We start from the raw sequence: 19,069 nt of genomic DNA on the forward strand, positions 1-19,069 counted from the left end.
ATCAGTGGGTCAGGAAGTCCAGGACCATGCGGTTGAAGGTCTCGGCGTGTTCCCACTGGGCCCAGTGGCCGCAGCGATTGAACACGTGCAGTTGTGCCTGGGGCAGGCCGGCCAGCAGGCGCAGGCCGGTGTCCATGGGCACGAAGCGATCTTCGCGGCCCCAGACGAGCAGCGTCTGGGCGGTGATTTCGTGCAGGCGGTGGCTGAAGTCCGGGAATTGCTTGGGATTGAGGGTGCTGCTCTTGACGAAATTTTCCAGGTGATCGCGGCGCGCCAGGATGTTGTCCAGGCGGGTCTGGAATAACTCTTCGGTCAGACTGCTGGCGTCGAAGACGAAGACGTTCATCATCTTCTTCAGGTTTTCAATGGTCGGTTCGCGGTACAGCGCGCCGATCAGCTTGATGCCTTCGGTAGGTTGCGGCACTAAGGCGCTTGGGCCGCCGGTGCCGCCGCCCATCAGTATCAGTTTGCCGATGCGCTCAGGGTAGGCGAGGGCGAAGGCTACGGTGCTGTGGCCGCCCATGGAGTTGCCGATGATGTGCACACGGTCCAGATCCAGTGCATCAACCAGCCCCTTGAGGGCACGGGCGTTGAGGTCTGAGCGCGAGCTGTCGCAAACAATCGGGTCACTTTTGCTCCAGCCCGGGCAATCCATCAGGATCACGCGGTAACCGGCGGTAACCAACGGTTCGATGTTGCGATGGAAATTGGCCCAACCGCTGGCACCGGGTCCGGAACCGTGGAGCATGACCACGGTTTCGGCTCCCTGACCCACGTCGTTGTAATGCAGTCGCAGCTTCAACTCGCCTTCGCTGATGTCGACAAAACGGCTGGTAGAGGCTTCGGTGAAAGCTGGCGCAGTGGCAGTCATGGCAGTGTTCCTCGGATTCAGTGGTTGTTGTTCAGCGGCTGGGCGCCAAGGGCGGCGAAGCCTGCGATCCATTCGGGAATCGGACGGTAGTAGCGCCCTTCGGTCTGATAAGGGCCAAAGGCGCAAAGGGCCGCGAAGGCGGCGACCCAGGTTTTCACTTCGTGAGTGGACTTGCCGGCCAGTGACGACAGTTCGTCATTGCCCAGGGCATCGAGGTCGCTCAGGCGACCCTGTTCCAGGGTGTCGAGAAACTGCTGATCCCACGTGGGATTAAGCGGATGCAGACTGCGTTGGTCTTCAACGAAATCCCGGGCGGCCTGGATCACGCGCTCCTGGCGCGCCTGTCGCTCATCAGCCGGCAATTGGCGACCGCTGCCCATCAGTCGATCGGCCATACGCGCATCGACCTTGGCCAGTTCCGGCACCGGAGGTTGATGGGACAGTCCCCCGGAAGCCAGGAACAGCACGCGCTTGTTCAGCGACTGCGCCCACTGGCCGATCGCTTCACCGAGCAGGCGAGCACGCTTGAAGCCGGGCAACGGCACGGCGACCGAATTGATGAACACCGGAATCACCGGGCATTCCCTTAAACCGCCCAGCAACAGCTCCAGCGGTTGGGCGAACGCGTGGTCGACCTGCATGCGATAGGAAACGGCAGCGTCGACACCGGCATCCAGGACCGCCTGGGCGCAGGATTCGGCCAGCGCTTTGGGCACATCCAAGGGGCCGGCGGCGGTGTCGAAATCACCGATGGCGTGGGCGGCCATGCCGATGCAGAAGGCCGGCATCACGTCGTAGAAAAAGCCGTTGTAGTGGTCGGGGCCGAAGAGCACGATCAGCTCCGGCTCGAAGCGGGCGATGCGCTCACGGGCATCAGCGATCATGCCATCGACCTCGGCCAGCACGTCGGGCGTCGGATCGACGTAGCCCACCAACGGCGTATGGGATAGGCAATGCAGATAAGCGCTCATGTCAGGCCACCTTGCTGGCGGGGATCGCCACTTCGGGTTGCGGCAGGGCCTTGATTGCCAGGGCCAATTCATCACAGGCCTGGCCGACGGTTTGCGGTATGGCCAGGCCGGCAAGGAAGCGATCCGGACGCACCAGGGCAATCGAGGCCGAGCCGCGGGCGAACCATTCCTTGAGGCGGCCGGTGCTGTCACCGATGCGGATCACCCCTTGGCTGACGTCACTGGCGGCTTTGAGTTGGACGTCCGGTAGTACCTGGATAAAACGCGTGCCCAGTGCTTGCCATTGATCGATCTGTGCAGGCGTCAGGCCCCAGGTCGGGTCGCAGCCCCAGGCGATAATCGCGAAGTTCTCGCCGATCACCTCATCCAGCAACACGGTTTCGCCAGCTTCGGTCAGTACCGGGGGCTGAATGAACATCTTGCCCACGGGTGAGCCTTTTTCGCCGGGTACGATCAAGGCGCCCTCGGTGTATTGCGGCATCGGCTTGAAGCGCATTTCCACGAAGTAGCGTTTGACGGGCGGCACATAGTTGAGCAGCCACGACACACCATCACGCAAGGTGCCTTGCCAGCGTTTTGGCGGTGCCAGCACGTGGCCGGCCAGCACCGAAAGGTCGATCATCGCCTTGGCGTGGTCACGGCGTTCCTGTTCATAGCTGTCGAGCAGGCTGTCGGCGGCCAGGCCTTTGATCACCAGTGACAGTTTCCAGGCCAAGTTGGAGGCGTCGCGCATGCCGCTGTTGTAACCCTGTCCCTGCCATACCGGCATGATGTGCGCGGCATCGCCGGCCAGCAGCACCCGGCCCTCACGGAACCGCCCGGCCAGGCGAGCGTTGTGGGTATAGACGCGGCTGCGGATCAATTCGATGCGATCCGGATTTGGCAGCACCTTGGCCAGCAGCTTGCGCATGTTCTCGGGTTTGCTCAGTTCGGCTTCAGTCTCGCCAGGCATGACCATGAATTCGAAACGGCGAACAGCGTGGGGCAGGGCGGCTGAAACGTAAGGGCGCACCGGGTCGCAGCACAGGTAAACATGGGGCGTGCTCAGCGGGTCGTTGGCGATGTCGACAACGATCCACTGATTAGGCGCGGTCTTACCCTCGAAACTGATGTTCAGACTGCGTCGCACCAGACTGTTGCCACCGTCGCAACCAATCAGATAACGGGCCTGAAGGCGCTCGCCGCGACCGTTGTGATCCTTGAGGTTCAGCACTACGCCGCTGTCACTGTGTTCGAAGCCTTCGAGCTCACGGCCGAACAGCACCTTGACGTTGTCAAAACGCTGCAGGCCTTCGAACAGTACGCGGTCGGCCAAGGGCTGGATGAAGGCGTTGCGGCGCGACCAGCCGAACTCATCGGTCTTGGGCTGTATATCGGCAAAGCAGCGACCCCTTGGGGTCAGGAAACGCATGGCGTGCCAGGGAGTGGTGTGCGGGAGCACGTTGTCGGCCAGACCGACGGCCTGGAAAGTACGCAGGCTTTCGTCGTCCAGACCGATGGCGCGGGGGTAGTCGATCAGGCTGTCGAGCTTTTCCACCAAGGTGACGTTCACACCACATTGGCCCAGGTAATTGGCGATCATCAAGCCGACAGGTCCGGCACCAACGATGGCGACGTCGGTGGTCAGGTCCAATGTGGAAGGAGTGGGTGCAGAACTCATGGTCATCTCCGTACAGCGCTTTTGGATTTCTTGTTGGGCGCAGTATGGAAATCACAAGGCTGGTCGACAACGACAACCCTTGTTAGTGTGCACTGAGTGCACATGATTGATTTACAACAACAAAGGATCCAGCCATGAGCGAGACCGAATACAAAGCCGTGCGTGGTCTGATGCGAGGTCTGGCACTGATCAACGGCTTGAACCGCTTCGACGGCGGCGCCAGCACCGCGCAACTGGCGGAGCAGAGCGGGCTGCACCGCACCACCGTGCGCAGGCTGTTGGAGACCTTGCAGGCTGAAGGTTATGTACGGCGTAGCGAGTCGGATGACAGCTATCGATTGACGTTGAAAGTTCGCGAACTCAGTGAAGGTTTTCGCGATGAGCAATGGATTTCCTCCATCGCCGCCCCCTTGCTCGGCGAGTTGTTGCAGGAAGTCATCTGGCCCACCGACCTGTGCACGCTGGACGGCGATGCCATGGTCATTCGCGAGACCACCCATCGCTTCAGCCGCCTGTCGTTTCACCGATCCATGGTTGGCCGGCGCCTGCCGTTGCTGATGACCGCGACCGGACGTGCATACTTTGCGTTCTGCCCACCCGCCGAGCGGGAAGAGCTGATCGAATTGATGATCGGCCGCGAAGATGAACAATCACCTCTGGCCGCCGACCGTCGTTTTGTCGAGCGACTGGTGGAACACACTTTGGCCAAGGGGTATGGCGAAAACAATTCACACTGGGGCAAGGAGCGCAAGATCGCCGCCATTGCGATCCCGGTCATGCACGAGGAGCGGGTGATGGGCTGCCTGAATCTGGTCTACATCGCCAAGGCGATGCCCATTGAGGAAGCTGCGCGCCGTTATCTGCCCGCGATGCAGGGCGTAGTGAAACAGATTCAGGTTCAATTGGGTTGATGTCGCCTGCGTCTGACAGTCAACTCACAGGGTTCTGTTTTACGGTTTTGCTGAAAAGCCCGTTCGCCACCAGCGCCTATCCGGGGCCTTGCCTGCCTGTCGATAATTCCTCATCACATGTTCGCCGGTGCTGACTTGGTAGTCCGGCCGCAACGTCTGTTCTGTACGGCGCGCGAGAGGTATTTGCAGTCATTCTTCCCAGGGTTTCAGGGGGGAGCGCCTATTAGTGCCTGAATGTGTGTGGGGCCATCGCTGTCCATGTCACGCAGGTAGTAATTCAGGAATCAGAATGCGTGCCATGCGAGCGCTGCGATCCTTGCGGTCTTGCGCAGTGTCTTCGCTGTGTAGCAATGACAAGCTGATTTGATAGGCATAGATCAGATAAGCGCGATCGCAGGCTTCGCTCTGCGTCACGTCAGCTTGTATCAGCAGACCCTCGATATAGTTCAGGCGATAGCGGTCGACTTCGTCGATGGCTTGCCGGGCTTTATCGTCCCGGCGTGCCCAGGCGCGTATCCCCAATTCAATGGCGGCGGCTTCTCGAGCGGTCTGGCCGTGGGAGGGCAGCTCTAGCAAGCGTTGCAATTGCTGGAGCGGTGAAGTGTGCGCTGTACGCAGTTGAAGGATGACATCCTCGGTCGCACGGGACCGCCAGTTGCCCAAAATGCCTTCGAGTAATTCACCGCGGCTTTTGAAGTGGTAGTAAAAGCTGCCACGGGTGATCTTCAACTCCTTGGCCAAAGTGTCGACCCGAACGGCGTCTACGCCGCTGGTAACCAGGACATGCTGTGCGGCATGAATCCAATCTTCTCGAGTGAGACTGGTGCGTGTTGACATTGTGCTAGGGCCTTGTCCAACCAACTGGATGAGTGCCGGGGGCGGGTAGGGCGCCTCGGGCAAGGAAAAACATTCTAACGCCTGGCGGCTTTCCAGGCAGCCGCAATTCGCAGGTGTATTGAACAGTTCTTTTTGTATCCGGCTGACCGTTCATCATAAAGATACATATATGTATCCTAACAGAAAAATCATTTTTCCGCTCTAGCACCTGATTCTGCGCCCAATACTGACATTCATGTATGTATTTTGCGTGTTGACGTGCCCCGGTTTCCTCTCTAGCATACAGATACACATCTGTATCTTAATAAATAAAAACAACCGGAGGCCTTATGGACGGTATTGGAAAAACCCTGCTGGCAGCAGGACACAAGACCAACTATCACGAAGCAGGTCAGGGCGATGCTCTGTTTCTGCTCCATGGCTCCGGTCCTGGCGTTTCGGGCTGGACCAACTGGTCCCGGAGCATGTCGGCCTTCTCTGACAAATGGCGGGTCATCGTGCCGGACATTGCCGGTTTCGGTTTCACCGAGTTCCAGGAAGAGGCCAAGTACGACATCAAATTGTGGGTCAACCACCTGGTCGGCATCATGGATGCGCTGGATATTGCCAAGGCCTCTTTCGTCGGCAATTCCTTTGGTGGTGCGGTCGCCATTGGCCTGGCGGTGTTCGCCCCTGAGCGGGTCGACAAGTTGGTGTTGCTCGGCACACCTGCCGGTGAGTTCGTCCAGACCCCAGGCCTGCGTGGTGCCTGGGAATACGAACCATCGCTGGAGAGCATGCAGCAACTGATGGAGCTGTTTCCCTACGACAAGACATTGATCACTCCCGAGTTGGTCAAGGGCCGGTACGAAGCTAGTGCCCGTGCTGGTTCGCAGGAAGCTTTGCGCAAGCTCATCCCTAGGCCGGCCGCCGAAGGCGAAACACTGGTCAAGGGTTTCCCTGCAGCAGCGCTGGCCAAGATCGTCGCGCCGACACTGGTCGTGCATGGTCGTGAAGATCGTGTGGTGCCGCCGGCGTGCGGGCTGCTCATCGCCAACAGCGTACCGAATGCGGATCTGCATCTGTTCGGCCGTTGCGGTCACTGGGTTCAGAGCGAACAACCGCGGCGCTTCGTGGCGCTGGTTCGCGACTTCCTGAGCGAGTGATCCGACATGAGCCGAAATCTACTGGAGCGAGCGCTGTGGCAACTCTCGGTTGATCGCGCCGCTAAAGAGCGTTTTCGCGAAGACCCCAAAGGCTTTCTCGATCGTTTCGCATTGAGCAGTGAAGAAGTTGAAATGGTCGTGAGTTTCGACGTCGCGGCGCTGCAAGCGTTAGGGGTCAATCCGATGCTGACCATGGGTTTCTGGCAGGAGCTGGCGCCGGAACGCAGTATGTTGCTGTACAAGCAGCGCCTGGGCGCTACCGACGAACAATGCGCAGGCTTTTCCGCCGCGCTCAAGGGGTGAACCGATGGGCAAGATAGTAGGCGGCTTCTGGATGCCGCACGACCCGGTCATGTTTGTCGCCCCTAATGCGCCGCCGCAGTCTCAGCGGAATGCGGTTTGGGGTGCTTTCGAACAGTGCGCCCAGCGTCTGGCGCAGCTGGCGCCAACCTCGGTGATTATCGTCGGCTGCGATCACTACATCCTGTTCGGTACCCAGTGCCTGCCACGCTACGTGATTGGTATCGGCGATGTCGATGGCCCCATCGATCGTCTGCCAGGGTTGGAGCGGGGAACAGTGCTCAATCAGGAGAAGCTGGCCGGTCACATCGACGAGCATGGCGAGACGATGGGTATCGACTGGACGGTGGCACGCAGCTTCACCGTCGATCATTCCTTCTCGATACCCCATCAACTGGTGGTCAAGCCGGCACAAAGCATTCTCGGTTGCGAACTGCCGAGTATCCCTGTGTATCTGTCTTGTGGTGTCGATCCTTACATCTCGCTTCAACGAGCGGCCGACCTCGGTCGCCAGATCCGTGCGGCGGTGGAGTCGTTCGATGCCGACGAGCGGGTGGTCATCATCGGCAGCGGCGGCATCAGCCACTGGGTAGGAACGGCGGAAATGGGCCGGGTTGCCGAGGACTTCGACCAGGAGATCCTCACCCATGGCGTCAATGGCGATCTGCAAGCGTTGTGCGCCTATTCGGATGAAGAGATTTTGCGCCGTGCCGGCAATGGCGCCATGGAGATTCGCAATTTCGCCTGTGCCATGGCAGCCGTCGCCAATCCGACAGGTGAAGTAGTCGCCTATGAGGCGGTGCCGGCCTGGGTTACCGGGTTGGGTTTCTTGCAACTGTTTGCTGGAGAGGAAAAGTCATGAGCCGTGTATTGCTGTGCCAGCGCGATGAGCTGTCGTCGGGCGAGTTGAAAAAAGTCAGCCATGGCGCTGCCGAAGATATCTGCGTGTACAACCTGGGCGGCACGTTCTATGCCACTTCGGACATGTGCACACACGCCACGGCTTCTCTGGCAGAAGGCGATCTGGAAGACCACCTGATCACCTGTCCGGTGCATTGGGGGCAGTTTGATATCCGGACTGGCGAGGCAGTGACTTTTCCCTGTGAAAAGCATCTTCGCACGTACCGGATCATCGTCACCGACAAAGAGGTCTACGCCGACATCGAACATGCCAGCGATGCAGCCTTGGCCGACGCCTGACGTCCGACATGAAGGCGCGTCTTTCTACCCGTATTCCTTGTGAGTCTAGAGCAATGGATAACTGTAAACACATACCACTCAGAACCATTGAGTCCACACCCAGCCTGCCGAACCTTGATCGCGTTTGCGACATGGAAGAAGGCCGTTTGTCTGGCAAGGTGTTCTGGGATCAGGCCATTTACGAGCAAGAACTCGAGAAGATTTTCGCGCGTTGCTGGTTGTTCGTAGCCCATGAATCGCAATTGCCCAAGTCAGGTGATTATCTGGCCACCAGCATGGGCGAGGACGAGGTGCTGGTGGTACGTCAGAAGGACGCATCGCTCAAGGTGTTCCTCAATGCCTGCCCGCACCGCGGCAACAAGATCTGTTTCGCCGAAGCAGGTAATGCACGGGGTTTTATCTGCAATTACCACGGTTGGTCGTTTGGCGCCGATGGCGGTCGCTTGCTGGGTATGCACGAGTCCAAGTGCTACGAGGAAAGCAATTTCGACAAGTCCAAGCACGGACTGCGCGAAGCGCGTGTTGCGACTTACAAGGGCCTGGTGTTTGCCACTTTTGCCGCCGATGCACCGACACTTGAAGAGTACCTGGGTCCGATGACCTGGTACCTGGATGTCATGCTCGACATGGACGAGGGCGGCAGTGAGTTCCTGGGTGGTTGCATCCGCTCCACCATCGAATGCAACTGGAAAGTCGCGGCGGAAAACTTCGTCGGTGACATCCTCCATGGTGGCTGGACGCACGACTCCGCCGCCAAGGCCATGCTGGGTGGGCCGGTGGCCAATGTTGGCGATCTTCCCGAGTCCTACTCGGTGAACTGGAATGGCCACGGCTATGAGTTCGCCACTGATGTTGTTGGTAATGCCGCGACACTTGGCGAGAAAGACATCAACAAGTACTTGCACGTGTTGCGCCCGCAAGTGGCAGAGCGCCTGGGCGAGTTCCGCTCCAAGCTGATCGGTTCGATCTCATCGTTCACCGTGTTCCCCAATTTTTCCTTCTTGCCGGGGCAGAACACGGTGCGCATTTGGCAACCGCGTGGGCCACACAAGATCGAGCTGTTTACCTGGGTCATCGTCAACAAAAATGCACCGCAGGACATCAAGGATAAATGGCGCCGTGGCGCGATGATGACCTTCTCTCCGACCGGCGTATTCGAAATGGACGATGGCGAGAACTGGGAGTACTGCACCAAGACCAGCCGCGGCATGGTCACGCGATATCAGGATTTGTACGTCGGCCTTGGCATGAATACACGCATCGAAAACAGTGAACTGCCCGGTAATGTGTTCAAGGGGCAACTCAACGAATGCAACTCCCGTGCGTTCTATCAGCGCTGGAAAGACCTGTTGCAATCGCCCACCTGGGCGGATGTACCGGATCGTAACGGCAAGATGCGTTGAGGGGATCGAAAATGAATGCTTTGCCAATCGAACAACCCGCTGCATTTGAAGACACGCGCGCCGTCGAGGCCTTCTTGTTGCGTGAGGCTCGCCTGCTCGACAACGAATGCTGGGATGAGTGGCTGCAGTCGCTGAGCGAGACCATCCATTACTGGATGCCCGGTATCGAAAACCGTCGGCGCGAAGACAAATCTGGCCCCTACAGGCTGGAACACATGGCGTTCTTCGATGACGGCATGCGCGATCTTCAGCGCCGTGTGGCGCGGTTTAAACAGCCCTCTGCCTGGGCCGAGAACCCGCCTACGCGCAACGTTCACCTGATCAGCAACATCGAGGTGTTTGCCGGTGAGCAGGAAGGCGAGCTCATTGCGTTCTCCTGCTTCATGAACATCCGCAGCCGCGGCCTGGACGAATCTCACCAACTGGTCGGTCGTCGTGAGGACGTGCTGCGCCGTGAGGCCGACGGGTTGAAGCTGCTCAAGCGAAAGATCCTCATTCCTAACGCGATGTTGTTGTGCAAGAACATCAACACTTTCCTCTGAGGATACGCACATGGGTTGGCTCGAAGGACAAGCAGCACTGGTCACTGGCGGAACTGGCGGTATCGGTAGCGCCATCGTTCGGCGCTATGTGAACGAAGGCGCGCGTGTTTGCGTGATGGCTCGTGACGGCGAACAGTTGAGTGCGCTGCGTGATGAACTGGGCGACGCCATCATCACGGTGCAGGGCGATGTTTCCAGTTACCAGGATAATCAGCGTGCAGTGGCCGCCACGCTGGACGTGTTCGGCAAGCTCGATACATTTGTCGGTAACGCGGCGGTCTTTGATTACTTCACGCGTCTGGACCGCATCGCTCCGGAAGATTTTGAAAGTGCATTTCAGCGTCTGTTCGCCATCAATGTCCAAGGCTACATGCTTGGCGCGCGATGCAGCACCGATGCTTTGCGCGCCAGTCGCGGAAGCATGATCTTCACCCTGTCCAATAGCGCATTCTATGCCGGCGGTGGCGGCATTCTCTATGTCTCCGCCAAGCATGCATTGGTCGGGATGATCCGTCAGTTGGCCTACGAGTTGGCGCCGGATATCCGCGTGAACGGCGTGGCCCCCGGAGCGACCAATACGCCTATGAAGAGCCTGGACGGGCTCAATACGCGAAGTGTTCCGCTCAACCAGATTCCGGGTTTCGAGCAAGGTGCCGCGCAGGCCGTGCCGCTTCAGCGTATCGCTGAACCGGAGGATCACACGGGCCACTACGTGCTGTTGGCCTCGCGTGAAAACGCCGGGTTGACCACCGCCAACATCATCCATAGCGACGGTGGCTGGGAAGTCCGCAGCCCAGGCGCAGCCAGCCACAGAAAGGTCTGAAGCCAGACCTGCACGTGCACCCATAACAAGAGAAATGACCATGAGCGTCAACAGCCGTTCCTTGAGTGCCCCCCAGCAGAAGTTGCTGGATCTGTTTGCCGGTTTACCCCTGCCGGTTCTGGCTGCCCCGATGTTCCTGGTTTCCGGGCCGCAGCTGCTCAATGCTTGTTGTCAGGCTGGTGTAGTCGGCAGCATGCCAGCGCCCAATGCACGTACCGTCGAGCAACTGGACAAGTGGCTGGCGCAGATTGTTGTCGAGCGTGAGGCGGCTAAAACACTAGGCCAGGTCTGGGCACCCTGGATGCTGAACATGATCGTGCACAGCACCTACGATCGATTCGAGTCTGAGTTGGAGCTGGTCAAACGCTACCAGCCGCCGATCGTTTCCACGGCCTTGGGTAGCCCTAAGCGCGTGCTGGAAACTGTTCATGGTTACGGCGGCGTAGTGATCGCCGACGTCATCACCCCAGCCTTGGCACGCAAGGCTGTCGATGCGGGTGTCGATGGTCTGGTATTGGTCTGTAACGGTGCCGGCGGCCATACGGGGAGCTACAACCCTTTTGCCTTCGTAGCGGAAGTCCGTGAGTTTTGGGACGGGCCGCTCGGTTTGGCCGGTGCAGTTTCGAACGGGCGCGACATCCATGCGGCAAAAGTCCTGGGCTGCGATTTCGCCCTGGTGGGCACCCGTTTGGTTGCGGCCCACGAGAGCCTGGTCGAAAACGCCTACCGCGACATGCTGGTGGACTGTTCCATGGATGACGTGGCTACAACCACAGCGGTCAGTGGCGTATTGGCCACCTGGATGAAACCCTCGCTGGAAAAGGCCGGTATCGACCCTGCCGCCGACAACCGCACCGCCATCGATTTTTCCGGTGACATTGCCTCCGCCAACAAGGCTTGGAAACACGTTTGGTCAGCGGGGCAGGGCGTAGGGCAGATCAAGCGCCGCTACAGCGTCGCCGAGTTAATTGAAGAGCTGCATTTGGGTTATCGGGCCAGCCTGCAACGCGCACATTGAGCGCCCACCATCACCTGTTGAGGAGTTATTCCGTGAAGCAAGATTCCATCCAGGCCGCCGCTTCGCTTCTGGCACAAGCGCGCATGATGCGAACCCCATGCGGCCGCATTTCCGAACGCTTTGAAATTTCCACCCTGGCTGATGCTTATGCCGTACAGGAGCTCAATACCCAGGCTGCGCTAGCCGCGGGGCGCCGTCTCAGCGGGCGTAAAATCGGCTTGACCTCTCTGGCGGTGCAAGCGCAGCTGGGCGTCGATCAGCCAGACTTCGGCATGTTGTTTGCCGACATGGAGTACGGCGATGGCGATGCCATTGACAGCTCCCGCCTGATCCAGCCCAAGGCCGAGGGGGAGATCGCTTTCGTGTTGGGGCGTGACTTGCCCAACCCTGACACCACGCTGGGCGAGCTGATGAGCGCGGTGGAGTACCTGGTTCCGGCGCTGGAAATTGTCGATTCGGCGATCGAGAACTGGAAAATCACGCTGGTCGATACGGTCGCTGACAATGCTTCATCGGGGCTCTACGTGCTTGGCAAGACTCCCGTGCGCCTGGCCAATCTGGACCTCGCGCTGGAAGGCATGCTGTTGGAGAAAAATGGTGCTCAGGCCTCGATCGGTGTGGGCGCTGCCTGCCTCGGCAACCCGCTGGACGCCTGCCTGTGGCTGGCGCGGACCATGGCCGAATTTGGTCGTCCATTGAGGGCCGGCGACGTGCTCTTGTCCGGTGCTCTGGGCCCCATGGTGCCGGTGACACCCGGTGACAGCCTGCGCTTGAAACTGACCCGTCTGGGTGAAGTGAACTGCCGATTCGTATGAGTGCTGGTCAATGACCCGTGTCATTGGAAAGGGCGCCGGTTTTTTGAACCTGCACCTGTAACAACAAAAATAATAATGATGAACAACAGACATGTCTGTTGATCTCGTGAGGGCGTGCCGTGTACGACTTTTTCGACGATCCTGCCAAGCTGGCACCTGCTCGAGTGACTGTCGAGCCAGGTGAGGCGGGCAGTTTTATATTGCGATCCCCGGAACCTCTGCAACCCTATGCCCGTTGCATCGGCCAGTGGTTGGAGCGTTGGGCGAGTGAAGCCCCGCAGCGTCCTTATCTGGCCGAGCGCCGCAACGGCGTCTGGTTCACTCTCAACTACAGCGAGGTTCGCCAACGCGTCGGCGCCCTGGCCCAGGGTTTGCTAGAACTCGATACGACGCCCGGTCGTCCGGTACTGGTGTTATCGGAAAATGACATCGACCAGGCCTTGATTACGCTGGCGGCCATGCATGTCGGGATTGCGGTGGCCACCGTGTCGGTCGCTTATTCGCGCAATACACAGAGCGGCTGCAGCAAGCTGAAGTCTATCGTAGCGCAGCTGCAACCCGCATTGATCTTTGTCAATGATGGCGACACTTATCGCCGCACAATCGAACTGATTCAACCGGACTGTCCCGTGGTGGTTGCACGCAACGCCCAGGCCATTCCTGGTGCGCTACCGCTACCCTTGCTTTACCGGGTCGAAAGTGCGCAAGTCATGGAGGCCTTTCTGCGCCTCGATGGCGATGTCCCGGCCCGTTACATGCTGACCTCCGGCTCCACTGGCACACCCAAGGTGGTCATCAATACCCATCGCATGTTGTGCGCCAACCAGCAAGCAATCGCCCAATGCTGGCGATTCCTCGAAGGCAGTGAAATGGTCGTGGTGGATTGGCTGCCATGGAGTCATACCTTCGCCGCTAACCATAACTTCAACATGGTGCTGCGCAATGGCGGCACGCTTTATATCGATGATGGTTTGCCAGTTCCCGGGCGTATCGAGCGGACGGTGGAAAATATCAAATCCGTTCAGCCGACTGTGTTCTTCAACGTCCCTCGTGGGTATGAAGCGCTATTACCTTATCTGGAACGCGACGAGGAGTTGGCGCAAGCACTTTTCGGCCGCCTTGACATGTTGTTCTATGCCGCTGCGGCTTTGCCACAGAACACCTGGGATCGGTTGATGGCCTGTGCGGGAACGGTGCGTGACAATCCCCTGTTCTTTACCAGCGAATGGGGCGCGACCGAAACCTCTCCAGTGCTCACCAGTGTTCATTACCGCTTGGACAAACCAGGCAACATCGGCCTCCCGGTACCAGGCGTCGAAATCAAGTTCGTGCCCAGCGGCGACAAGCTGGAGATGCGCGTACGCGGACCCTCGGTGTTTCAGCAGTACCTCAATGACCCACAAGGCAGCCGTCAGGCGTTCGATGAAGATGGCTTCTATCAGATTGGTGATGCTGGTCGACTACTCGATCCCGAGTGCCCGCAGAGGGGCATCGTATTTGATGGGCGGGTCACCGAAGACTTCAAATTGACCACCGGCACGTGGGTCTCCGTCGGCACGCTGCGCCCACGGCTGGTGAGTGCCTTGGCGCCTTACGCTTCTGACTGTGTGATTTGCGGTCACGATCAAGACTTTATTGGCGCTTTGATCTATCCAACGCCGTCGTTGCGCGCCTTGGCCGATGCCGCTGGCAAGCGAATGACCGTTGAGCAACTGGCTATGCAACCTGCTGTTCGCCAAGCCCTGAGTACGGGCTTGCAAGCACTGGCCAAACAGTTTCCTGCGTCCTCGCAGCACGCGGTGCGCCTGGTCATCCTCGACTCACCGCCGAGCCTCGATGATGGGGAAATTACTGACAAAGGTTACATCAATCAACGTGCAGCACTTGGTCTGCGTGCTGATGCGGTCAAGCGTCTGTATGCCGAAACGCTGGACCCGGCCGTGATCCTTCTCGACGAAGCTTATGGAGAAAGTAAATGAGTTCCAGAAAACTGAAAGTCGCCATCATCGGCTCCGGCAACATCGGCACCGACCTGATGATCAAGGTCCTGCGTAACGCCGAGCACCTGGAAATCGCCGCCATGGTTGGCATCGACCCGGCCTCCGACGGCTTGGCCCGCGCTCAGCGCATGGGGGTGGCCACCACCCACGAAGGCGTTGAAGGCTTGACCCGTATGGACGTGTTCAAGGACATCGACTTCGTTTTCGATGCCACCTCGGCCGGTGCCCACGTCAAGAACGATGCGTTCCTGCGCTCGATCAAACCCGACATTCGCCTGATCGACCTGACCCCGGCTGCCATCGGCCCGTACTGCGTGCCGGTGGTGAATCTGGAACAGAACCTGAATCAGCTCAACGTCAACATGGTCACCTGCGGCGGCCAGGCGACGATTCCGATGGTCGCGGCGGTGTCCCGCGTGGCCAAGGTGCATTACGCCGAAATCGTCGCTTCGATTGCCAGTAAATCCGCCGGTCCCGGCACCCGTGCCAACATCGACGAATTCACCGAAACCACCTCCAAGGCCATCGAAGTGATCGGCGGCGCCGCGAAGGGCAAGGCGATCATCGTGATGAACCCGGCCGAGCCACCACTGATGATGCGCGACACGGTGTTTGTATTGTCCGAAGCGGCTGACCAGGCGCTGGTCGAGGCCTCCATCGTCGAGATGGCGGCCGCCGTGCAGGCTTATGTGCCGGGCTATCGCCTGAAGCAAAAAGTCCAGTTCGACGTGATTCCAGAAGATGCGCCGCTGAATATTCCGGGCCTCGGCATATTCTCCGGACTGAAGACTTCGGTGTTCCTCGAAGTCGAAGGTGCCGCCCATTACCTGCCGGCCTACGCCGGTAATCTCGACATCATGACCTCCGCTGCCTTGGCCACCGCCGAGCGCATGGCGCAGTCGATGCTGAACGCCTGAGGAGACCGACATGACTTTTAATCCCGGCAAAAAACTCTACATCTCCGACGTGACCCTACGCGACGGCAGCCATGCCGTTCGCCATCAGTATTCTCTGCAGAACGTGCAGGACATTGCCCGCGCGCTGGACAAGGCCAAGGTCGACTCGATCGAGGTCGCCCACGGTGACGGCCTGCAAGGTTCGAGCTTCAACTATGGCTTCGCCGCGCACACCGACCTGGAGTGGATCGAAGCGGCCGCCGACGTCATCAGCCACGCGAAAATCACCACCCTGTTGTTGCCGGGTATCGGCACGGTGCATGACCTGAAAGCGGCGTACAACGCCGGAGCACGAGTGGTGCGCATCGCCACTCACTGCACCGAAGCGGATGTGTCGAAACAGCACATCGAATACGCCCGTGAGCTGGGCATGGACACCGTTGGTTTCCTGATGATGAGCCACATGATCCCGGCCGAGCAGTTGGCCGCCCAGGCCAAATTGATGGAGAGCTACGGCGCGACTTGCGTGTACATGGCCGACTCCGGTGGCGCGATGAACATGCAGGACATCCGTGACCGCTTCCGCGCCTTTAAGGCGCAGCTCAAGCCTGAAACCGAAACCGGCATGCATGCGCACCACAACCTGAGCCTCGGCGTGGCCAACTCGATCACCGCCGTCGAAGAAGGCTGCGACCGCATCGACGCCAGCCTTGCGGGCATGGGCGCCGGTGCCGGTAATGCGCCGCTGGAAGTCTTCATCGCCGCCGCCGAACGCCTGGGCTGGAACCATGGCACCGACCTCTACACGCTGATGGACGCGGCCGACGACATCGTGCGTCCACTCCAGGACCGTCCGGTGCGGGTCGACCGCGAAACCCTGGCGCTGGGTTATGCCGGCGTCTACTCCAGCTTCCTGCGTCACGCCGAAATCGCGGCGGCCAAGTACGGCCTCAAAACCCTCGACATCCTCGTCGAGCTGGGCAAGCGGCGGATGGTGGGCGGTCAAGAAGACATGATTGTTGATGTTGCGCTGGATCTGCTGGCGGCACAGAGCCGTTGATCTTTCATCTCTGAGTGAATGAGCAAGAGAAATGCCATGACCTATCACGTAGATATTCAACCATCGGGGCAACAATTCGATCTGGATGCGAGCAAGACCATCCTGGACGGTGCTTTGGCTGACGGGCTGATGCTCAAGCACAGTTGCCGTGAAGGAACGTGTGGCAGCTGCAAGGGCAGGGTGGTGAGCGGCAGTGTCGATCATGCCAACAGTCCGCTGGAGGTTCTGAGCGAAGAGGAGCGCGCCGCCGGATTGGCATTGTTCTGCTGCGCCAAAGCGACCTCGGACCTGACCATCGATGCCCCGGAAGTGACTGAGCTGCGCGGTATTTCCATTCAGCAGACGGCCGCCCGCGTGGCCAGCATCGAAAAGGTCGCCGACGATGTAATGGTCGTGCGACTGATGTTGCCGCCCACGGTAACTTTCAACTATTACCCTGGCCAATATGCGCAAGTTTTGCTCAAGGACGGTAGTCGTCGAAGTTATTCGATGGCTACTCGTTCGACAGTGGACAATCAACTAGAGTGGCATATCCGTCATATGCCAGGTGGCAGTTTCAGTGGCCATGTATTCAATACATTGAAACCGCGCGAACTGCTTCGTCTGGAAGGCCCTTATGGTTCTTTCTATCTGCGTGAGAATGATCAACCGATGATCTTTCTCGCCAGTGGCACCGGTTTTGCGCCGATCAAGGCGTTGCTGGAGCAACTGCGTGAACAGGGTAATAACACACGTCCGGTTTATCTCTATTGGGGTGGCCGGCAGCGCAAGGATCTCTACCATCATGAGCAGTTGCTCGAGTGGGAGGCCGAATTACCCTGGTTGAACTACATCCCGGTGCTCTCGGAACCGAATGATGCCTGTCAGTGGCAAGGCGCTTGCGGATTTGTACACCAGCAGGTCCTGTCCGACTTTGCTTCGTTGAAGCGTTTTGAAGTGTATGCCTGTGGAGCACCGATCGTCGTGGATTGCGCCCGTCGAGACTTTATAGCGCAGCGAGAGTTGCTGGAAACCAATTTCTACGCTGATGCATTCGTATAACCGCAACAACGTTAACTAACGGATTAGAACGAGCTACACCCGAACTTTATTGGGCACGCCTGCGTGGTCGCTCAACAGGTTCGGGGGCAGGTACACGCCAGCAGTAAGGACCCGTTCAATACTAATAAAAATAGAGAAAACCATGAAAGCTCAAGTTCGCGTTCCCTCGAGTATCGCTGTTTGTTTTGTTCTCTCCGTTCTTGCTGGGCATGTAAGGGCAGCCGGTTTCGTTGAAGACAGTAAAGCCAGTCTGACGATGCGCAATTACTACTTCGACCGCGACTACAAAGGCACGTCCGCGCAATCGGCAGCCCGCGAGTGGGCCCAAGGCTTCATTCTCAAATACAGTTCGGGGTTCACCCAGGGACCTGTGGGTTTCGGAATAGATGCCGTGGGGCTATTGGGCGTCAAGCTCGATTCATCGCCGGATCGTACGGGCACAGGTTTGCTGCCATACGACGTGCCCAGCCGAGAACCTCGCGACGATTACTCGGAGCTTGGCCTGACTGGCAAAATGAAAATCTCGAAGACGGAACTGCAAGCCGGGACCATCAGTACGTTCCTGCCAATCGCCTTCGCCAGCCCCACGCGTTTGTTGCCGCAAACCTTTCGTGGTGCCTATTTGCGCTCGCAGGATCTGGACAACCTGACCTTGAATGCAGGCTGGTTGGACCGCATTAATCTGCGCGATTCCACCAGTTACCAAAAAATGACCGTCGCATCGCCCAACGGTCGTTTCAACCCTGCCGCCGAATCGGACCGGTTCGTCTTTTTGGGCGGTGATTACAAATGGTCCGATAGCCTGACGTTGAAGTACTACCACGCGGTGCTGGACGAAATGTATCGCAAGGACTACTTCGGCTTCGAGCAGATACAGCCTATCGGTCCCGGGAAGCTGAAGACGGATGTGCGCTATTTCATCACAGGGGAAGACGGAGCGGCCAAGGCTGGGCACGTCGACAATCGCAACCTGGGGATGATGTTCACTTATTCGGTGGGCGCCCACAGCCTGGGGGCCGGTTATATGCAGCTCAACGGCGCTACCGCCATGCCTTATCTGACCGGGACCGAACCCCTGGTAGTGTCCGAAGGGTCGCTCAGTTCCGAGTTCCTCAACCCCAAGGAGCGCAGTTGGCAAGTGCGCTACGACTACGATTTTGCGGGCGTCGCAGTGCCGGGCCTCAAAGGCATGGTGCGCTACCTGGAAGGCAGCAATATCCAACTGCCGACGGCTTTGGGTGGCGATGGCCTGAGTGAAAGCGAAAAAGATGTCGAACTGTCCTACGTCGTGCAGTCGGGCACATTCAAAGGGGTCAGCTTACGTCTGCGTCATGCCTGGTATCGCAATGATTTCGCCCCGGCGGCTTCCTTCCGCGATGACAACGAGACGCGGGTGAACATCGATTACACCTTGGCGCTCTGGTAGTCCAGGCAGCGCCTGGCCGAACGGGCGCCTGGCCGCGCCCGCCCACCCCAACAAGAACAACAACATTGGATTACTGATCATGCAGCAGCGTGGATGCGACGTTCCGACACATCGAAAACGAATGGCCGCGGCGCCTCTCCCTAACCGTCC

General features: G+C 58.8%; 19 protein-coding genes. 15 read left to right on the forward strand and 4 right to left on the reverse strand.

Annotated features, from left to right (window positions below):
* Position 1: 1 nt before the first annotated feature.
* The 3 genes from QMK54_RS11370 to QMK54_RS11380 are packed head-to-tail and all read right to left on the reverse strand — an operon-like array spanning position 2 to position 3,502.
* The gene (locus tag QMK54_RS11370) at positions 2-871 is read right to left on the reverse strand and encodes an alpha/beta fold hydrolase (RefSeq protein WP_223503043.1); all 870 of its coding nucleotides are present in this window, start codon (positions 869-871) and stop codon (positions 2-4) included.
* Between the two features lie 17 nt (positions 872-888).
* The gene (gene mhpB / locus QMK54_RS11375; RefSeq protein ID WP_223503040.1) at positions 889-1,842 is read right to left on the reverse strand and encodes a 3-carboxyethylcatechol 2,3-dioxygenase; all 954 of its coding nucleotides are present in this window, start codon (positions 1,840-1,842) and stop codon (positions 889-891) included.
* A 1-nt stretch (position 1,843) separates the two neighbouring features.
* Entirely contained in the window at positions 1,844-3,502 is a 1,659-nt protein-coding gene (locus tag QMK54_RS11380) for a bifunctional 3-(3-hydroxy-phenyl)propionate/3-hydroxycinnamic acid hydroxylase (RefSeq protein ID WP_223503038.1), read from the reverse strand.
* A gap of 134 nt (positions 3,503-3,636) precedes the next feature.
* On the opposite strand from QMK54_RS11380, the gene QMK54_RS11385 reads away from it, so the two are divergent.
* A complete protein-coding gene (locus tag QMK54_RS11385) occupies positions 3,637-4,413 on the forward strand; it encodes a DNA-binding transcriptional regulator (protein WP_223503036.1) in 777 nt (258 codons plus the stop codon).
* A 261-nt stretch (positions 4,414-4,674) separates the two neighbouring features.
* Here QMK54_RS11385 and QMK54_RS11390 read toward each other — a convergent pair whose 3' ends face one another.
* Complete coding sequence (locus tag QMK54_RS11390) at positions 4,675-5,250, reverse strand: TetR/AcrR family transcriptional regulator (protein ID WP_223503034.1); 576 nt, start codon at positions 5,248-5,250, stop codon at positions 4,675-4,677.
* 329 nt (positions 5,251-5,579) lie between these two features.
* On the opposite strand from QMK54_RS11390, the gene QMK54_RS11395 reads away from it, so the two are divergent.
* From QMK54_RS11395 to QMK54_RS11460, 14 genes are all read left to right on the forward strand, one after another.
* On the forward strand, positions 5,580-6,395 hold the full coding sequence (locus QMK54_RS11395) for an alpha/beta fold hydrolase (protein ID WP_223503032.1): 816 nt from the start codon (positions 5,580-5,582) through the stop codon (positions 6,393-6,395).
* A gap of 6 nt (positions 6,396-6,401) precedes the next feature.
* On the forward strand, positions 6,402-6,698 hold the full coding sequence (locus tag QMK54_RS11400; RefSeq protein WP_223503030.1) for an extradiol ring-cleavage dioxygenase: 297 nt from the start codon (positions 6,402-6,404) through the stop codon (positions 6,696-6,698).
* A 4-nt stretch (positions 6,699-6,702) separates the two neighbouring features.
* Positions 6,703-7,557: a protocatechuate 3,4-dioxygenase gene (locus tag QMK54_RS11405; protein WP_223503029.1), complete on the forward strand. Its 855-nt coding sequence runs from the start codon at positions 6,703-6,705 to the stop codon at positions 7,555-7,557.
* Entirely contained in the window at positions 7,554-7,895 is a 342-nt protein-coding gene (locus tag QMK54_RS11410; protein WP_223503027.1) for a non-heme iron oxygenase ferredoxin subunit, read from the forward strand. The genes QMK54_RS11405 and QMK54_RS11410 overlap by 4 nt, the downstream gene beginning before the upstream one ends.
* Positions 7,896-8,026: 131 nt before the next feature.
* Entirely contained in the window at positions 8,027-9,298 is a 1,272-nt protein-coding gene (locus tag QMK54_RS11415; protein WP_320402508.1) for an aromatic ring-hydroxylating dioxygenase subunit alpha, read from the forward strand.
* 11 nt (positions 9,299-9,309) lie between these two features.
* Positions 9,310-9,840 (forward strand): 3-phenylpropionate/cinnamic acid dioxygenase subunit beta, encoded by a 531-nt coding sequence (locus QMK54_RS11420; RefSeq protein ID WP_223503023.1) that lies wholly within the window; start codon positions 9,310-9,312, stop codon positions 9,838-9,840.
* Positions 9,841-9,850: 10 nt separating this feature from the next.
* Positions 9,851-10,663, forward strand: a complete 813-nt coding sequence (gene hcaB / locus QMK54_RS11425; RefSeq protein WP_223503021.1) for a 3-(cis-5,6-dihydroxycyclohexa-1,3-dien-1-yl)propanoate dehydrogenase — start codon at positions 9,851-9,853, stop codon at positions 10,661-10,663.
* Positions 10,664-10,703: 40 nt separating this feature from the next.
* Positions 10,704-11,681, forward strand: coding sequence for an NAD(P)H-dependent flavin oxidoreductase (locus QMK54_RS11430; RefSeq protein WP_223503019.1), 978 nt, complete (start codon positions 10,704-10,706; stop codon positions 11,679-11,681).
* Between the two features lie 83 nt (positions 11,682-11,764).
* Positions 11,765-12,496 carry a 2-keto-4-pentenoate hydratase gene (locus tag QMK54_RS11435; protein ID WP_223503283.1) on the forward strand — a complete coding sequence of 244 codons (732 nt, stop codon included), beginning with the start codon at positions 11,765-11,767 and terminating at the stop codon, positions 12,494-12,496.
* Between the two features lie 164 nt (positions 12,497-12,660).
* The gene (locus QMK54_RS11440) at positions 12,661-14,475 is read left to right on the forward strand and encodes a feruloyl-CoA synthase (protein WP_320402908.1); all 1,815 of its coding nucleotides are present in this window, start codon (positions 12,661-12,663) and stop codon (positions 14,473-14,475) included.
* Positions 14,472-15,413, forward strand: coding sequence for an acetaldehyde dehydrogenase (acetylating) (locus QMK54_RS11445; protein ID WP_320402509.1), 942 nt, complete (start codon positions 14,472-14,474; stop codon positions 15,411-15,413). The genes QMK54_RS11440 and QMK54_RS11445 overlap by 4 nt, the downstream gene beginning before the upstream one ends.
* 10 nt (positions 15,414-15,423) lie before the next feature.
* Complete coding sequence (gene dmpG, locus QMK54_RS11450) at positions 15,424-16,452, forward strand: 4-hydroxy-2-oxovalerate aldolase (protein ID WP_320402510.1); 1,029 nt, start codon at positions 15,424-15,426, stop codon at positions 16,450-16,452.
* A 36-nt stretch (positions 16,453-16,488) separates the two neighbouring features.
* The gene (locus tag QMK54_RS11455) at positions 16,489-17,493 is read left to right on the forward strand and encodes a CDP-6-deoxy-delta-3,4-glucoseen reductase (RefSeq protein WP_320402511.1); all 1,005 of its coding nucleotides are present in this window, start codon (positions 16,489-16,491) and stop codon (positions 17,491-17,493) included.
* Positions 17,494-17,635: 142 nt separating this feature from the next.
* Positions 17,636-18,919, forward strand: a complete 1,284-nt coding sequence (locus QMK54_RS11460) for an OprD family porin (RefSeq protein WP_320402512.1) — start codon at positions 17,636-17,638, stop codon at positions 18,917-18,919.
* The last annotated feature ends 150 nt before the right edge of the window (positions 18,920-19,069 follow it).

Origin of the sequence: Pseudomonas sp. P5_109, assembly GCF_034009455.1 — a bacterium.
In the GTDB taxonomy this organism is placed as follows: domain Bacteria; phylum Pseudomonadota; class Gammaproteobacteria; order Pseudomonadales; family Pseudomonadaceae; genus Aquipseudomonas.

What these genes read in the sequence shown, in the direction of transcription:
- QMK54_RS11370 (WP_223503043.1), bottom strand. Translation starts at nt 871, where the DNA reads ATGACTGCCACTGCGCCAGCTTTCACCGAAGCCTCTACCAGCCGTTTT.
- QMK54_RS11415 (WP_320402508.1), top strand. Translation starts at nt 8,027, where the DNA reads ATGGAAGAAGGCCGTTTGTCTGGCAAGGTGTTCTGGGATCAGGCCATT.
- QMK54_RS11395 (WP_223503032.1), top strand. Translation starts at nt 5,580, where the DNA reads ATGGACGGTATTGGAAAAACCCTGCTGGCAGCAGGACACAAGACCAAC.
- dmpG (WP_320402510.1), top strand. Translation starts at nt 15,424, where the DNA reads ATGACTTTTAATCCCGGCAAAAAACTCTACATCTCCGACGTGACCCTA.
- QMK54_RS11435 (WP_223503283.1), top strand. Translation starts at nt 11,765, where the DNA reads ATGATGCGAACCCCATGCGGCCGCATTTCCGAACGCTTTGAAATTTCC.
- QMK54_RS11405 (WP_223503029.1), top strand. Translation starts at nt 6,703, where the DNA reads ATGGGCAAGATAGTAGGCGGCTTCTGGATGCCGCACGACCCGGTCATG.
- QMK54_RS11400 (WP_223503030.1), top strand. Translation starts at nt 6,402, where the DNA reads ATGAGCCGAAATCTACTGGAGCGAGCGCTGTGGCAACTCTCGGTTGAT.
- QMK54_RS11460 (WP_320402512.1), top strand. Translation starts at nt 17,636, where the DNA reads ATGAAAGCTCAAGTTCGCGTTCCCTCGAGTATCGCTGTTTGTTTTGTT.
- QMK54_RS11455 (WP_320402511.1), top strand. Translation starts at nt 16,489, where the DNA reads ATGACCTATCACGTAGATATTCAACCATCGGGGCAACAATTCGATCTG.
- QMK54_RS11385 (WP_223503036.1), top strand. Translation starts at nt 3,637, where the DNA reads ATGAGCGAGACCGAATACAAAGCCGTGCGTGGTCTGATGCGAGGTCTG.
- QMK54_RS11420 (WP_223503023.1), top strand. Translation starts at nt 9,310, where the DNA reads ATGAATGCTTTGCCAATCGAACAACCCGCTGCATTTGAAGACACGCGC.
- mhpB (WP_223503040.1), bottom strand. Translation starts at nt 1,842, where the DNA reads ATGAGCGCTTATCTGCATTGCCTATCCCATACGCCGTTGGTGGGCTAC.
- QMK54_RS11390 (WP_223503034.1), bottom strand. Translation starts at nt 5,250, where the DNA reads ATGTCAACACGCACCAGTCTCACTCGAGAAGATTGGATTCATGCCGCA.
- QMK54_RS11445 (WP_320402509.1), top strand. Translation starts at nt 14,472, where the DNA reads ATGAGTTCCAGAAAACTGAAAGTCGCCATCATCGGCTCCGGCAACATC.
- QMK54_RS11430 (WP_223503019.1), top strand. Translation starts at nt 10,704, where the DNA reads ATGAGCGTCAACAGCCGTTCCTTGAGTGCCCCCCAGCAGAAGTTGCTG.
- hcaB (WP_223503021.1), top strand. Translation starts at nt 9,851, where the DNA reads ATGGGTTGGCTCGAAGGACAAGCAGCACTGGTCACTGGCGGAACTGGC.
- QMK54_RS11380 (WP_223503038.1), bottom strand. Translation starts at nt 3,502, where the DNA reads ATGAGTTCTGCACCCACTCCTTCCACATTGGACCTGACCACCGACGTC.
- QMK54_RS11410 (WP_223503027.1), top strand. Translation starts at nt 7,554, where the DNA reads ATGAGCCGTGTATTGCTGTGCCAGCGCGATGAGCTGTCGTCGGGCGAG.